At 62.5% G+C, this 13,868-nt stretch carries 13 protein-coding genes and 2 riboswitches; of the genes, 3 read left to right on the forward strand and 10 right to left on the reverse strand.

Features of this window, described 5'->3' with window-relative positions; translation table 11 throughout:
- Positions 1–60: 60 nt before the first annotated feature.
- The 5 genes from gcvH to AUR04nite_RS16020 all read right to left on the reverse strand — a co-directional run bounded on the left by gcvH (position 61) and on the right by AUR04nite_RS16020 (position 6,795).
- Entirely contained in the window at positions 61–441 is a 381-nt protein-coding gene (gcvH, locus tag AUR04nite_RS16000; protein WP_141367001.1) for a glycine cleavage system protein GcvH, read from the reverse strand.
- A 60-nt stretch (positions 442–501) separates the two neighbouring features.
- Positions 502–1,617 carry a glycine cleavage system aminomethyltransferase GcvT gene (gene gcvT / locus AUR04nite_RS16005; protein WP_141367003.1) on the reverse strand — a complete coding sequence of 372 codons (1,116 nt, stop codon included), beginning with the start codon at positions 1,615–1,617 and terminating at the stop codon, positions 502–504.
- Positions 1,618–1,628: 11 nt separating this feature from the next.
- Entirely contained in the window at positions 1,629–4,475 is a 2,847-nt protein-coding gene (gcvP, locus tag AUR04nite_RS16010) for an aminomethyl-transferring glycine dehydrogenase (RefSeq protein WP_141367005.1), read from the reverse strand.
- Positions 4,476–4,533: 58 nt separating this feature from the next.
- Positions 4,534–4,640, reverse strand: a riboswitch (glycine riboswitch).
- Positions 4,641–4,738: riboswitch (glycine riboswitch) on the reverse strand.
- A 105-nt stretch (positions 4,739–4,843) separates the two neighbouring features.
- Complete coding sequence (locus tag AUR04nite_RS16015; RefSeq protein WP_141367007.1) at positions 4,844–5,620, reverse strand: SGNH/GDSL hydrolase family protein; 777 nt, start codon at positions 5,618–5,620, stop codon at positions 4,844–4,846.
- A gap of 17 nt (positions 5,621–5,637) precedes the next feature.
- Entirely contained in the window at positions 5,638–6,795 is a 1,158-nt protein-coding gene (locus AUR04nite_RS16020) for a serine hydrolase domain-containing protein (protein ID WP_141367009.1), read from the reverse strand.
- A gap of 257 nt (positions 6,796–7,052) precedes the next feature.
- On the opposite strand from AUR04nite_RS16020, the gene AUR04nite_RS16025 reads away from it, so the two are divergent.
- Positions 7,053–8,501, forward strand: coding sequence for an APC family permease (locus AUR04nite_RS16025; protein WP_141367011.1), 1,449 nt, complete (start codon positions 7,053–7,055; stop codon positions 8,499–8,501).
- 70 nt (positions 8,502–8,571) lie between these two features.
- Here the strand turns inward: AUR04nite_RS16025 and AUR04nite_RS16030 are convergent, their stop codons facing one another.
- From AUR04nite_RS16030 to arsB, 3 genes are all read right to left on the reverse strand, one after another.
- Positions 8,572–9,492 (reverse strand): RNase H family protein, encoded by a 921-nt coding sequence (locus AUR04nite_RS16030; RefSeq protein WP_141367013.1) that lies wholly within the window; start codon positions 9,490–9,492, stop codon positions 8,572–8,574.
- A 138-nt stretch (positions 9,493–9,630) separates the two neighbouring features.
- On the reverse strand, positions 9,631–10,038 hold the full coding sequence (locus tag AUR04nite_RS16035; protein WP_141367015.1) for an arsenate reductase ArsC: 408 nt from the start codon (positions 10,036–10,038) through the stop codon (positions 9,631–9,633).
- Between the two features lie 3 nt (positions 10,039–10,041).
- A complete protein-coding gene (arsB, locus tag AUR04nite_RS16040) occupies positions 10,042–11,124 on the reverse strand; it encodes an ACR3 family arsenite efflux transporter (protein WP_141367017.1) in 1,083 nt (360 codons plus the stop codon).
- Between the two features lie 169 nt (positions 11,125–11,293).
- Here arsB and AUR04nite_RS16045 point away from each other — a divergent pair, with 169 nt between their 5' ends.
- Positions 11,294–11,575: an ArsR/SmtB family transcription factor gene (locus tag AUR04nite_RS16045; protein WP_246055570.1), complete on the forward strand. Its 282-nt coding sequence runs from the start codon at positions 11,294–11,296 to the stop codon at positions 11,573–11,575.
- Between the two features lie 38 nt (positions 11,576–11,613).
- Positions 11,614–11,925, forward strand: a complete 312-nt coding sequence (locus AUR04nite_RS16050; protein WP_141367022.1) for a hypothetical protein — start codon at positions 11,614–11,616, stop codon at positions 11,923–11,925.
- Positions 11,926–11,931: 6 nt separating this feature from the next.
- On the opposite strand, the gene AUR04nite_RS16055 is transcribed toward AUR04nite_RS16050, so the two are convergent.
- Together AUR04nite_RS16055 and AUR04nite_RS16060 are read right to left on the reverse strand one after the other, a co-directional pair.
- Positions 11,932–13,044, reverse strand: a complete 1,113-nt coding sequence (locus tag AUR04nite_RS16055; RefSeq protein WP_141367024.1) for a glutathione S-transferase C-terminal domain-containing protein — start codon at positions 13,042–13,044, stop codon at positions 11,932–11,934.
- Between the two features lie 125 nt (positions 13,045–13,169).
- The gene (locus AUR04nite_RS16060; protein WP_141367026.1) at positions 13,170–13,745 is read right to left on the reverse strand and encodes an NADPH-dependent FMN reductase; all 576 of its coding nucleotides are present in this window, start codon (positions 13,743–13,745) and stop codon (positions 13,170–13,172) included.
- Positions 13,746–13,868 lie beyond the last annotated feature (123 nt).

Consider the following 13,868-nt stretch of genomic DNA (forward strand, 5'->3'; position numbering starts at 1 on the left):
GCTCGGCCAGCGACTGAGTCAGCGAGGCCGGAGCGAGGGATTCAAAAGTCTTGTTAGTCATTACTCGACGTTTCCACCGTTCGCGGAAGCGTAGTCGGCTGCGGAGAGCAGTGGGCCCTCTTCGCTGACCTCAACGGTGAACAGCCAGCCTGCGCCGTATGGATCTTCGTTCAGGATGGCAGGGTTGTCCACTGCTTCCTCGTTGATCTCCACAACGGTGCCGGTCACTGGCGAGTACAGGTCGGAAACCGACTTGGTGGACTCGACTTCGCCGCAGGTTTCGCCGGCGGTGACGGTGTCGCCAACCTCTGGCAGGTCTACGTAGACCACGTCGCCCAGTGCGTCAGCGGCGATCTGGGTGATGCCGACCTTTGCTGGCGATGCCGCGTCGATCCACTCGTGCTCAGCCGAGTAGCGCAGTGATGCAAGAACTTTACTCACGATTTTGTTCCTCTCCCAAGGGGAATAGTGGGCTTCTGAAACTGCCCGCTGTCTTTAACGTTACTTGGCGCGCGTGTAGAACGGCAGTTCCACGACGACAAATGGCAAAGTCTTTCCGCGAAGATCGACTTCCAGCTCGGTGCCGACCTCGGCGTAGGCCACATCGACGTAGCCCAGGCCTACCGGGTAGCCCAGGGTTGGCGAAGGCTGGCCCGAGGTGATCTCACCGATGGTCACGCCGTCCTTGACGATGGCGTAGCCGCCGCGGCCTGCGCGCTTGCCCAGGCCCTTCAGGCCCACCAGCTTGCGGGCAGGGGTCTGCTCGCGCAGTGCTTCCAGGGCCTCGCGGCCCACGAAGTTCTCTTCCTTCTTGAAGGAGACGACCGGGCCGAAGCCTGCATCGAACGGGGTGCGCTCCAGCGACAGCTCGTTGCCGTAGAGCGGCATGCCGGCTTCCAGGCGCAGCGAGTCGCGGGCTGCCAGGCCGCAAGGGACCAGCTCATGGTCTGCGCCTGCTGCGACGACCTTGTCCCACAGGTAGGCGGCGTCTTCGTTGGCGATGATCAGCTCGAAGCCGTCTTCGCCGGTGTAGCCGGTGCGGGCCAGCAGCACGTCGATGCCGCCGAGCACCACTGGAACAGCCGCGTAGTACTTCAGCTCTTCAACTGCGGTGGCGGTGGCCTCATCGGCTGCCAGTTCCTTAACGATGGCTTCGGCGTTCGGGCCCTGCACGGCGATCAGGCTGGTGCGCGCCGAGGCGTCGTCAACGACGACGTCCAGGCCGGCTGCGCGTTCTGCCAGTGCTGCTGCAACCACCGGCGCGTTGCCGGCGTTCGGAACGACCAGGAACTTCTCGTCTTCCAGGCGGTAGACGATCAGGTCATCGATGATCTTGCCGTCTTCGTTCAGGATCAGCGAGTACTTGGCCTTGCCGACCTTCATGATCGAGATGTTGCCTGCCAGCGCGATGTTCAGCGCCTTGCCTGCTTCTGGGCCGGTCAGGTAGACCTCGCCCATGTGGGACAGGTCGAACAGGCCGGCGGTGGAGCGCACTGCCTTGTGCTCAGCAAGTTCCGAACCGTACTTCAGCGGCATGTCCCAGCCGCCGAAGTCGGTGAAGGAGGCGTTCAGTTCTGCATGCTTTTCATGCAGCGCGGTGTGCTTGATGTCAGTCACGAAAGATGTTCCTAGTCTTCGAAGGCTTCAGGAGCTGGGCAGGAGCAGATCAGGTTGCGGTCGCCGCCGGCGCCGTCGATGCGGCCCACTGCAGGGAAGTACTTGTCAACCTTCAGGCTCGGCACCGGGAAGGCGGCCTGCTCGACGGAGTACTTGCGGTCCCAGTTGCTGTTGACCACTGCCTGCACGGTGTGCGGTGCACGGCGCAGCGGGGATTCCTCCAGCTCGTAGACGCCTGCCAGAACCTCTTCCATTTCCTGGCGGATGGTGATCATGGCTTCAATGAAGCGCTCGATCTCATGCAGGTCTTCGGATTCGGTTGGCTCGACCATCAGGGTGCCTGCCACAGGGAAGGCCAGGGTCGGTGCGTGGAAGCCGAAGTCGATCAGGCGCTTGGCCACGTCTTCAGCGGTCACGCCGGTCTTGGCGGTCACTTCGCGCAGGTCTAGGATGCACTCGTGGGCCACCAGGTCCTTGTTGCCGGTGAACAGGATCGGGAAGTGCTCGTTCAGGCGCTTGGCGATGTAGTTCGCGTTCAGGATTGCATGCTTGGTGGCGCTGGTCAGGCCCTCGCCGCCCATCATGGCAATGTAGGCCCAGGAGATCGGCAGCACGCCGGCTGAACCGAAGGCGGTGGCCACTACCGGCACGCCGTCGCGCTCGGAGTAGGTGCCCGAGGCGTCGCCCGGCAGGAACGGCACCAGGTGGGCGCCGACGCCGATCGGGCCTACGCCCGGACCGCCGCCGCCGTGCGGGATGCAGAAGGTCTTGTGCAGGTTCAGGTGCGAGACGTCGCCGCCGAACTGGCCCGGCTGTGCCAGGCCCACCAGGGCGTTCATGTTCGCGCCGTCGATGTACACCTGGCCGCCGGCGGCGTGGACCTTGTCGGTCACGTCGCGCACGTCGGCGTCGTAGACGCCGTGGGTGGATGGGTAGGTGATCATGATGGCGGACAGGACGTCCTTGTTGGCCTCGATCTTGGCATCAAGGTCGTTGGCGTCGATGGTGCCGTCGGCTGCGGTCTTCACAACCACTACCTTCATGCCTGCCAGCACTGCCGAGGCGGCGTTGGTGCCGTGGGCGGAGGCAGGGATCAGGCAGACATTGCGCTGGGCTTCGCCGCGCGATGCGTGGTAGTCGCGGATGGCCAGCAGGCCTGCGTACTCGCCCTGGGAGCCGGCGTTCGGCTGGATGGAGACGCCAGCGTAGCCGGTGATGGCGGTCAGGCGGCCCTCAAGGTCGGTGATCAGCTCGCGCCAGCCCTCGGTCTGCGCTGCAGGAGCGTAGGGGTGGATGGAGGCGAATTCCGGCCAGGTGATGGATTCCATCTCGGTGGCCGAGTTCAGCTTCATGGTGCACGAGCCCAGCGGGATCATGGTGCGGTCCAGAGCCAGGTCGCGGTCCGAGAGGCGGCGCAGGTAGCGCATCATCTGGGTCTCGGAATGGATGGTGTTGAAGATCGGGTGGGTCAGGTAGTCGCTGGTGCGCAGCAGACCCTCTGGGATCTCGAAGCCCTCCGGTGCCGAAACCTCGACGCCGAAGACGCCTGCCAGGGCCTTCACGGTGGCGGAGGTGGTGGTCTCGTCGGTGGAGATGCCCACCTGGGTCTCGCTGACCTTGCGCAGGTTGATGCCTGCTTCTTCGGCCTTGGCGATGATGGCCGCGGCGTCGTCCACGGTGACCACCAGGGTGTCGAAGAAGCTCTCCGAAGCCAGGGCGAAGCCGCCGGCGGTCAAGGAGCTTGCCAGCACGCGGGCGTGGTTGTGGGTGCGGGAAGCGATCTGCTTCAGGCCTGCAGGGCCGTGGTACACGGCGTACATCGAGGCGCAGATGGCCAGCAGCGCCTGGGCGGTGCAGATGTTGGAGGTGGCCTTCTCGCGGCGGATGTGCTGCTCGCGGGTCTGCAGGGCCAGGCGGTAGGCGTTGTGGCCTGCGTCGTCGGTGGAGACGCCCACCAGGCGGCCTGGCATGGAGCGCTCGAAGCCCTTGCCCACTGCCATGTAGGCTGCGTGCGGGCCACCGAAGAACAGCGGCACGCCGAAGCGCTGGGTGTTGCCCACGGCGATGTCTGCGCCCTGCTCGCCCGGAGCGGTGATCATGGTCAGCGAGAGCAGGTCGGCGATCACGGTGACCATGGCGCCGGCTGCCTTGGCGGCGGCGATGATCTCAGCGTGGTCGGCGATGGAGCCGTCGTTGCCCGGCTGCTGCAGCACGATGCCGGAGATGTCGCCTTCTGGCAGGCCTGCGGTCAGGTCCACGACCTCAACCTCGAAGCCCAGGGCTTCGGCGCGGCCCTGCACGACCTTGATGGTCTGCGGGAAGATGTTGGAGTCCAGCACGGTCTTGCCGCTGGCCTTCTTCTTGTTGGCGCGGCGCATCATCAGCACTGCTTCTGCTGCGGCGGAGGATTCGTCAAGCAGCGAGGCGTTGGCGATCGGCAGGCCGGTCAGATCCATGACCATGGTCTGGAAGTTCAGCAGGGCTTCGAGGCGGCCCTGGGAGATTTCCGGCTGGTACGGAGTGTAGGCGGTGTACCAGGCTGGGTTTTCCACGATGTTGCGGCGGATCACCGATGGGGTGATGGTGTCGTAGAAGCCCTGGCCGATCATCTGGGTCTTCATGACGTTCTTGTTGGCCAGCTCACGCAGGTGGGCCAGTGCTTCGGTTTCGCTCAGCGCATCCGGGATGGCCAGCGGGCCGTCCTGGCGGATGTTGGATGGAACCGCGGTATCGATCAGCTCGTCCAGGCTGGTGTAGCCCAGGGTCTGAAGCATGGTGTCGACGTCTGACTGACGTGGACCGATGTGGCGGGCCACGAATTCAGTGTTCGTGGTTGCAGAAGTCTGCGTGATGGTCATGGTGCAGGTATCTCCATGGGGATCTGTCTTGGCGCATGCCAAAGGAAGGTCGCTTTCCCTCCCCATCCCTGTTGCACTACCTGAGAGTTTTACGCAGCCGGCCAACGATACCGGTTGCTTGCACCTTCGGTGAACCGGAACTAGCCGGTTACTTTCCAGAGTTGCCTGTTGATGGCGGTACGGGGGCCTGAGAGTTTCCTGGGGAGGAATTGCTCCTACGGCGCCCGTTCATGGTGTGAACGGGGCTCTCCCGCCATCCGTCTATGGCGGCGTGCAGTAAATCATCAAGGACTCACAGCACACAACTATGTTACCCGCCACAGCGCCAACTGCAAAGCCTTGCAGGCCAAGCAGCCGGCGCCGGGCCGCTAGACCGAGAGATGGATGTAATCCGGGTACTTCGGCTGCAGGGTGTCGCCCGAGGAGGTGCCGGTCAGCCGGCGCTTGATCCATGGCCCCAGATGCTCCTTGGCCCAGCCCAGATCTTCCTTGAGCTGCTCCCCGCGGGAGTTCACCGGCAGCGACTGCAGCGCGGGCAGCGTGATCTGCGAGGACCAGTTGGCCTGAGTGACGTTATTCGCTCCGAGCACGTCCAAAACCCTGGAGGCCATGAGCGTGTGCCCGGCGGCCGACATGTGCAGGCGGTCCACCGCCCAATAGCGGATGTCGGAGAATTCGCGCCAGCGCCAGTAGTCGGCGATCAGCGCGCCGTGGGCGTCTGCGATCTCGCGGATCTTCTCGTTGTAGATCGCGGTGCGCGGGCGGGTCTTGGAGAACAGCGGCGAGTCGACCGTATCGAAGCCGGTGAACAGCAGCACCGTGGAGCCGGCCTCGGTGAAGCGGCGCACCATGCCCTCGTAGCCGCGCATCAGCGCGTCAAGGTCCGCCTTGGGCCGCAGGATGTCGTTGCCGCCGGCGTAGATGCTGACCAGGTCCGGAGCCATGGACAGGCCCGCGTCCAGCTGCTCGTTGATGACCTGGCGGATCTTCTTGCCGCGGATGGCCAGGTTTGCGTATTCCCAGCCGTGGGCGCAGAGCACCTCAGCGGTCCTGTCGGCCCAGCCGCGCACCTGGTTGGGGCGCAGCAGGTCCTCGTCCCCCACGCCTTCGGTGAAGGAGTCACCCAGCGCTAGATACTTTTTCATCTCTTACTTATCCTTCCTTAGCCGCGGGCCTTCATCATTTTGCCGATCACTATCTGGCGCGCCAGGCGGCTGAGTTCAATCGCGGTCGAGGTGTCGCGTTCGCCCTCGTTGCGCGAGGGGATGAAGCCGAAGCCCAGCTGGTAAGCGGGGTCTGCGAAGGCCAGCGAGGAGTTCGCACCGTCGTGGCCGTAGGCGAAGATCGAGCCGAAGTCGTTGTTCGGCGTGGGCTTCATGAAGCCCAGCGCGTAGGCCTGGATATTGCCGCCGGTGCGCTCCGGGCCGTAGACCAGCTCGGTGGAGGCCCGCGACCAGGTGTCTTCGCTCAAGAATCCGCGCTCGGCGTCCAGGGACGGCACCGGGCCGAAGGAGGCGGCGTAGATGGCGGCCAGGGACTTGGCATCTGCCACCCCTCCCATGGAGGCGGGGCCGATGCCGCGCATCATCGGCGAGTTGGCTGCTTCGTGCCAGGAATAGACCGGGCCGTTTTCAAAGGCGAAGCCCGCGCTCGAGTTCACCGCAATACCTGCCGGAGAAAACGGGTCGAAGAAGGCGCCGACCTGGTTGGCGCCGGGCAGCACCTGGCGATAGCGCGGCTCCAGCGAGGCGTCCTGGCCGATGTAGGCGTCCACGCCCAGCGGCTTGCGGATGCGCACTTCATAGACCTCTTTCAGCTCCTTGCCGGTGACCCGGCGGACCAGCTCCTCCATGAGCACGCCCATGGTGATGGCGTGGTAGCCGAAGATGTTCTGGCCCAGCGGCCAGATGCTGGGCAGCGTGGCGAGGATCTTGGCGTATTCTGCGGAGTCCAACAGGATCTGGCTGGGCACTCCCCCGGGCACGCCGAGCACGCCCGCCTGGTGGCTGAGCACCTGGCCGACGGTCAGTGCACCCTTGCCGTGGGTGCCGAATTCGGGCCAGTAGGTGGTGATGGGTTCGGCAGGATCCAGCAGGCCGTCCTGCAGCAGCAGCGCGATGACCAGCGAGCTCAGTCCCTTGGTGCAGGAGAACACGCAGGTCAGACCATCGCCTGCCAGGTGCTCGCCCACGGTGTGGCTGAGCACGAGCTGGCCGCGGTGGTACACGGCCAACTGGGCCGAGTAGCCGTCTTCCTGGGCGGCGCGGTCTTCCAGCGCGTGGGCCAGCGGGGCAAAGTCAGGGGTAATGACCGATTCCATCAAAATCCTTCAAAAGCTTGTCCTTATGCAACTAACACTAGTGCGCGGACCCCGGTTTGGTGAAAGCACAGGGCAAGTGGTGAAAGCAAGCCCCTGTCAACGCCTGACATGTCACAGAAAGATGCATTTTGCTACCGCTGAACCGGCGACAGCTACCGCTGGTCTCTGGTTCACAGGATTGAATTTGCCCACTGTTTTGACGACGCCTAAATTTGATCTGTTTGCCGCTCGATATCAAAGGAGATGACCAGGAACGCATGAGCGCTACCCTCAAAGAAACCCCAGCGAGCGGCGAGGAGACCGAACTCAAACGAGTCATCGGGCCCAAGCTTCTTTTGTTTTTAATCATCGGCGACATCATCGGCGCCGGCATCTTCGCGATCACCGGCAAGGTTGCCGGGCAGGTCGGCGGGGCCGCCTGGCTGCCGTTCCTGATTGCCTTTGTGATCGCCACGCTCACTGCCTTCAGCTACATGGAGCTGGTGACCAAATACCCGAACGCCGCCGGCGCCGCGCTGTATATCCATAAGGCCTTCGGCGTCCACTTCGTCACCTTTATCGTGGCCTTCACGGTTGCCTGCTCAGGCATCACCAGCGCCGCGACCTCCGCCACCCTGGTGGGGCGCAACCTGCTGATCGGCTTCGGCCAGTTCATCGACGGGGTGCCCAACACCCCCGAGGCAGGCATGTTCGCGGCGATTGCGATCATCGTGATCCTCGCGCTGATCAACCTGCGCGGCGTGGGCGAATCAGTGAAGTTCAACCTGGTGCTGACCGTGGTGTCCCTGGGCATCATGGCAGTGATCATCGCGATCGGCTTCTCCGCCATCGCCACCGGCCACGGCGACATCAGCCGCCTGGTGGTCTTCGAGACCCCGTCTGACCGCAGCGTCTTCGCCGCGGTGACCATGGGCACCGCGATCGCCTTCTTCGCCATGGTCGGCTTCGAAGACTCGGTGAACCTGGTGGAAGAGACCAAGAACCCGAACAAGACCTTCCCGAAGATCATGCTGATCGGCCTGGGCATCTGTGCAGTGATCTACATGCTGGTGGCTGTCACCGTGATCATGGTGATCCCTACCGGCGACCTGCTGCACCCGCAGAACCCTGACGCAGGCATCCTGCTGGACGTGGTGCGCATCGGCGCCCCGGGCATTCCAGTAGATGCGATCTTCCCGTTCCTGACCGTGTTCGCAGTGGTCAACACCGCGCTGATGAACATGCTGATGGCAAGCCGCCTGCTCTACGGCATGGCCAAGCAGGGCGTGCTTCCGCAGTTCCTGGGCAAGGTGCACTCCACCCGCCGCACCCCGACCCTGGCGATCATCTTCTCCACGATCCTCGCCATTGCGCTGGTGGTCTACGTGAACCTTGATTCCGAAAGCGGCATTGTCGGCTCGCTGGGCGGCACCACCGCCCTGCTGCTGCTGGCGGTGTTCACCGTGGTGAACATTGCGCTGCTGGTGCTGCGCCGCGACAAGGCTCCGGAAGACGCCTTCCGCGCCCCGACGATCATCCCGATCCTCGGCGCCATCACCTGCGCGTTCCTGATCGGCCCGTGGGCCCGTTCCCGCGCCGACTGGGTGCAGTATGAAATCGCAGGCCTGCTGCTGGCCCTGGGCGTGGTGCTGTGGGCAGTGAACTGGATTGCCAACCGCATCAACTACAAGAAGGGCAATATCTCGACCCGCCCCGGCGAGTTCTAGAAAACCCCTGAACGCAACAGCGCGGGCGCTTCGATCCACTGGATCGAAGCGCCCGCGCTTTGCTGTACATTTAGGCGGCTGTCGCCTCTGCCGTTTCTTGGCGGAAGCGCAGCTTCCACCCGGCATCGGTCAGCTGCCACCAGGAGGACACGACCAGGACGGCGTTCCCCTCAACTTTCATGCGGTAGGCAAGCAGCGCCATGCGAGAATCAACTTCGCGGGCAGTGAGCACCTGGATCTGTCCGGTGTCAGGCAGCGCCTGGCCGGCATCCAGCAGGTTCCGGATGCTGGAGACATCCAGCAGTCCCCCGCTGCGGGTCACTTCCTGGTAACCGGGGTGCAGGAAATCATTGAGTTCATTGAAGCTGCCGCGGATCTGCGGGTCCAGGAATCCAAGCTCCAACTCGTAGATGGTGGTGGCAACGTCCGCCGCTGCAGGTGCGGGCGCGGCAGAATCCGGAACGGCAGGCTCAACAGCCGGTGCTTCGGCGGCTGCATCGGGCTTGGGCGCAGGGGCAGCTCCCCCGGCGGTGTAGCCGGGGCCGGAGTCCGGCGTGGTGCCCTGCTGGTGAGCAGTGGCCGCCGCGCGCGCATGGTCATCCGCCGCCTCGTTCAGGTCATGGCCTGCATGACCCTTGACCCATTCGAAAGTGTATTTGCGGCCCTGGATTGCCTCGTCCAGCTGAAGCAGGATGTCCTGGTTTGAGACTGGCTTGCCGTCGGCTTTCTTCCAGCCGCGCTTCTTCCAGCCCGGCATCCACTTGGTGATGCAGTTGATCGCATATTGGGAATCGCAGAGGATCTTGAGATCTTCCTCGGGGTGGCCTGCGGTGGCGCGGAAGAGTTCGAGGACTGCCTGCAGCTCTCCCATGTTGTTGGTGCCGTGGTCCCAGCCTCCGGCTGCCCAGTTGTTCTTGTCCACATACCAGGCCCAGCCTGCCGGTCCTGGGTTTCCGAGCGCTGATCCGTCTGCCGCCGCAATGATCGTCATGGTTTAATCCTGCCACGTCGAAGGTCGATTCGCCGTTGGCAGCGGACCGTGTGGCTTGTGAAGCCGGCGGCATTGATGGATCCGATGGGGTCGGTTCCAATCACGAGAAGAGAACAATCAGCAGTCATGACTAGGCTCCTAGTGCTGCGGCAGTAGCTCGCCAATGAGAGTTTCGATGCGGGCACGGATTTCATCGCGGATTGGGCGTACCGCTTCGATGCCTTGGCCGGCCGGGTCATCGAGTTTCCAATCCTCGTAGCGCTTGCCGGGGAAGACCGGACACGTGTCGCCGCAGCCCATGGTGATCACGACGTCCGATGCCTGGACCGCTTCGATGGTCAGAATTTTCGGCGTTTCGACCGCCATGTCGATGCCTTCTTCCCGCATGGCTTCTACCGCAGCGGGGTTGACACGATCTGCGGGCATGGAGCCTGCCGAGCGGACCTCAATCTGCCCTGCAGACAAGTGTTGGAGATAGGCCGCCGCCATTTGCGAGCGACCGGCGTTATGGATGCAGACGAACAAGACGGAAGGTTTAGCGTCCATTGGTCAGCCTTTCAGCGATGCTGGGGCGGGGAAGAATTTGCGCGACCAGAGGGCCACGTAGACTAGGGCAACTAGGACCGGCACCTCGATCAACGGTCCAACGACGCCTGCCAGGGCCTGGCCGCTGGCAGCGCCGAAAGTGGCAATGGCCACGGCAATTGCCAGCTCGAAGTTGTTGCCGGCCGCTGTGAAGGCCAGCGTTGTGGTGCGTGCGTAGCCGAGCTTCAAGGCATGTCCGATCAGCATCCCGGCCCCGAAGACAACAATGAAATACACCAGCAGCGGCAAGGCCATGCGGGCCACGTCCCAAGGCTGGCTGATGATCGTATCGCCCTGCAGTGCAAAGAGCAGAACGATGGTGAACAACAGCCCATAGAGCGCCCAGGGGCCGACTTTGGGGAGGAACTTCGCCTCATACCATTCGCGCCCCTTTGCCCTTTCGCCAAAAGTGCGGGTCAAGAATCCTGCCAGCAACGGGATGCCGAGAAAGACTAGGACCGAAAGCGTGATGGCCGCGACGGAGAATTCAGCGCTCGTGGTGGGAAGGCCCAGCCATGAGGGCAGCACCTGCAGGTAGAACCATCCGAGGATTCCGAAAGCAAGAACCTGGAAGACTGAATTGATCGCCACCAGCACAGCCGCGGCTTCGCGGTCCCCGCAGGCCAGATCGTTCCAGATCAGCACCATGGCAATGCAGCGCGCTAATCCGACAATAATCAATCCGGTACGGTATTCGGGAAGATCGGGCAGGAATACCCAAGCCAGCAAGAACATGAATGCGGGCGCCAACACCCAATTGATCACCAGAGAGGTAATCATCAATTTCTTGTCCGCCAGTACGCGCCCGGTTTCGTTGTATCGCACCTTGGCGAGTACCGGATACATCATCACCAGCAGTCCGAGCGCAATCGGCAAAGAGACCCCAGCTACTTTGAGGGAGTCGATGGCAGATCCCAGTGAAGGCAGGATCTTGCCCAGTCCAAGCCCGAGGCCCATGGCCAGCAGTATCCAGACCGGTAAGAATCGGTCGAGCGTGGACAGTTTGCCGGCAACCTGCGTGGTCTCCGAGTGCAATGGTGATGACACAGAAATTTCCTTAGACAATATTGATGTTCATCGATATTTAGGTTCGCCTTGAGTATGATTCCTTATATCGATGAATGTCAATCTACGTAGGATGTTTTCCATGACAGCTACATCCTTGCCTAGCAGCACCGATGAGTCCGGCTGCTGCCCGACAACCTCACCGCAGGCAATGGGAGAGGCTGAGGCACTTCAGGCGGCTCAAATATTGAAGGCTGTCGCCGACCCGAACCGGTTGCGTTTGTTGTCAATCGTGAAGAATGGGCCGAGTGATGGAACCTGCGTATGCGATCTGACCGGGCCACTGCAGCTGGGGCAGCCCACGGTGTCTCACCATCTGAAGATTCTTGTTGATTCGGGGCTGCTGGCCCGCGAGAAGCGCGGAACCTGGGCCTACTACACGCTCGTCCCCCACGCACTGCAGAAAGCCGCGGAGCTGATCACGGAACTGTAAGACGGCCGGCGCTCCTACGCTCCGTAAGATGGTGAGCCGTGAAGAAAATTCTACCGATGCTCATGGTTCTCGGCTTGGCGCTCACCGCATGCTCCACGGCAAACCCGGATGATCTGCGCAAAAGCGATCCCGAAGGCCACACCGCCTGCATGCACTACGGCGGAAGCCTGACAGCGCCCGGAGACATGGGCAAGACGAACTTGAAGAAGGCCGCCCAGTCCGGCTCCAAGGCCAGCACTAAAGCCATCCGCGCTGCGGTGGCGACAGGCGCCGATGGCCAGCCTGAAATCAGCGACTCGCAGGCCTTTGCCAAGGCCTGTGAGTCGCAAGGATTCGATTTTAAGAAGTAGCCGCTTCTAGGCCAGCGGGTAGAGCGGGTTGTGTCCGGCGGCGACGCGTTCTTCCGCCCGCACCTCGCCCGGTGCGGTGCCGTTGAGGAACGGCCCGTTATCTGCCAGGTGTTCGCGTTCGGGAGCTTCGAGCCAGTTGCCCAAATCCGGGCCCTTCGGGACGATCTGGGTCGGGTTGATGTCTTCGTGCACCACGTAGTAGTGCTTCTTGATCTGGTCGAAGTCGATGGTGTCGCCAAAGCCCGGAGCCTGGAAAAGGTCCCGGGCATAGCCCCAGAGGTTCGGCATATCGATGAGCTTGTTGCGGTTGGCCTTGAAGTGTCCGTGGTACACCGGGTCAAAGCGCACCAGCGTGGTGAACAGGCGGACGTCAGCCTCCGAGATGTAGTCGCCCATCAGGAAGCGGCGGGTTGCCAGCCGCTCTTCCAAATAGTCCAGCGTGGTGAAGAGTCGGTCATAGGCATCGTCGTAGGCCTGCTGGCTTCCGGCGAAGCCAGCGCGGTAGACGCCGTTGTTGACCTCGGTGAAAATGCGCTTGATCAGCGGCAGCGACTCGTCAAGGGTGTCGGCCTGCACCAGGTCCGGGGCGCCCTCGCGGTGGAACTGCTTCCACTGGGTGGAGAGGTCCCAGGTGATCTGCGGGTAGTCGTTGGTGACCACCGCGCCGGAGGCAATTTCGACGATGGCAGGCACGGTGATGCCGCGCGGGTAGTCGGCGAAGCGCTTGAAGTAGTTTTCCTGCAGGCGCTCGGTGCCCAGCACCGGGTCCTTGCCGCCTTCGTCCAGGTCGAAGGTCCAGCTGCGCACGTCGTGGGTCGGGCCCGGAAGCCCCACCGAAAGCGCGTCTTCCAGCCCAAGCAAGCGGCGCACGATCAGCGTGCGGTTGGCCCAAGGGCACGCGCGGGCTGCGACCAGCCGGTAGCGTCCAGCTTCAACCGGCCACAGCTGGGCTCCGATCTGCGCGGGGGCAAATGGGTGGCCGATCTTTGCCGGGTCGGCGGCAGGAACGAAGTCCAGGTTCTCCGGATCGGCGACGATGCGGTCTTGGATGTAGTTGGTGTCGCGGTTGAATTCCTGGCCGGTGACGTAGGCACCCTTAGTTGAAAATTCACTGCCCATGACGCTGCTCCTTCTTGTTGTTCCTGATGCCCAATTGCTGCCTGGTTTCGAGCCTAGGCCCCGGAAGTGGATATGAAAATGGCGGGAAGCTTTTTGCCAAGCTTCCCGCCATCATCAGTTCATGCTTAGGCGTTGACCGATGCGTTCTCGCGGACAACTTCCATGGCCTTGGTCCAAGCAACGAGCTGCTCGAACATTGGCTGGACCGACGCAGCGGACTGCTCGGTTGGTGCGAAGTTTGCGAAGTTCTCGAAGTCGGTGAACAGGGAGAACAGGCCAGTCTTCTGAACGTGTGCGATCTGCAGTTCGGAGAGGATGCCGCGCAGGTGCTCGATGGCGCGGGCGCCCATGGCCGAGCCGTAGCCGACCATGCCTGCGGCCTTGTTGTTCAATTCAACGTTCAGGAAGCTCAGGGCGTTGGCAAGAGCTGGCTGCACCGAGTGGTTGTACTCGCCGGTGATGAAGATGTAGCCGTCGAATTCAGCAATCTTTGCGGCGAAGGCCTTGGTGTGCTCGTTCTGGTAGTTCTGGTATGCGGCTGGGAATGGCTCGTCCAGAACTGGGAGGCTGAAGTCTGCAATGTCGACCAGCTCGTAGTCTGCGCCGCCGAATGCCTGCGCCTGCTCCAGAACCCACTGTGCAACACCGAGGTTGTTGCGGCCTGGGCGGGTGGAACCGGTAACGATAGCGATCTTCGACATGTGTGTTCTCCTTGAGAATTTTTCCTGCCGCACATCTTTAGTTGACGTGTCAGCATCTCTTGCTAAATTCAACAATACCAGAGATAATTGATACGTCAACAAAACTTATTGTGAACTACTGCA

The organism is Glutamicibacter uratoxydans (assembly GCF_006539925.1).
Taxonomy (GTDB): domain Bacteria; phylum Actinomycetota; class Actinomycetes; order Actinomycetales; family Micrococcaceae; genus Glutamicibacter; species Glutamicibacter uratoxydans.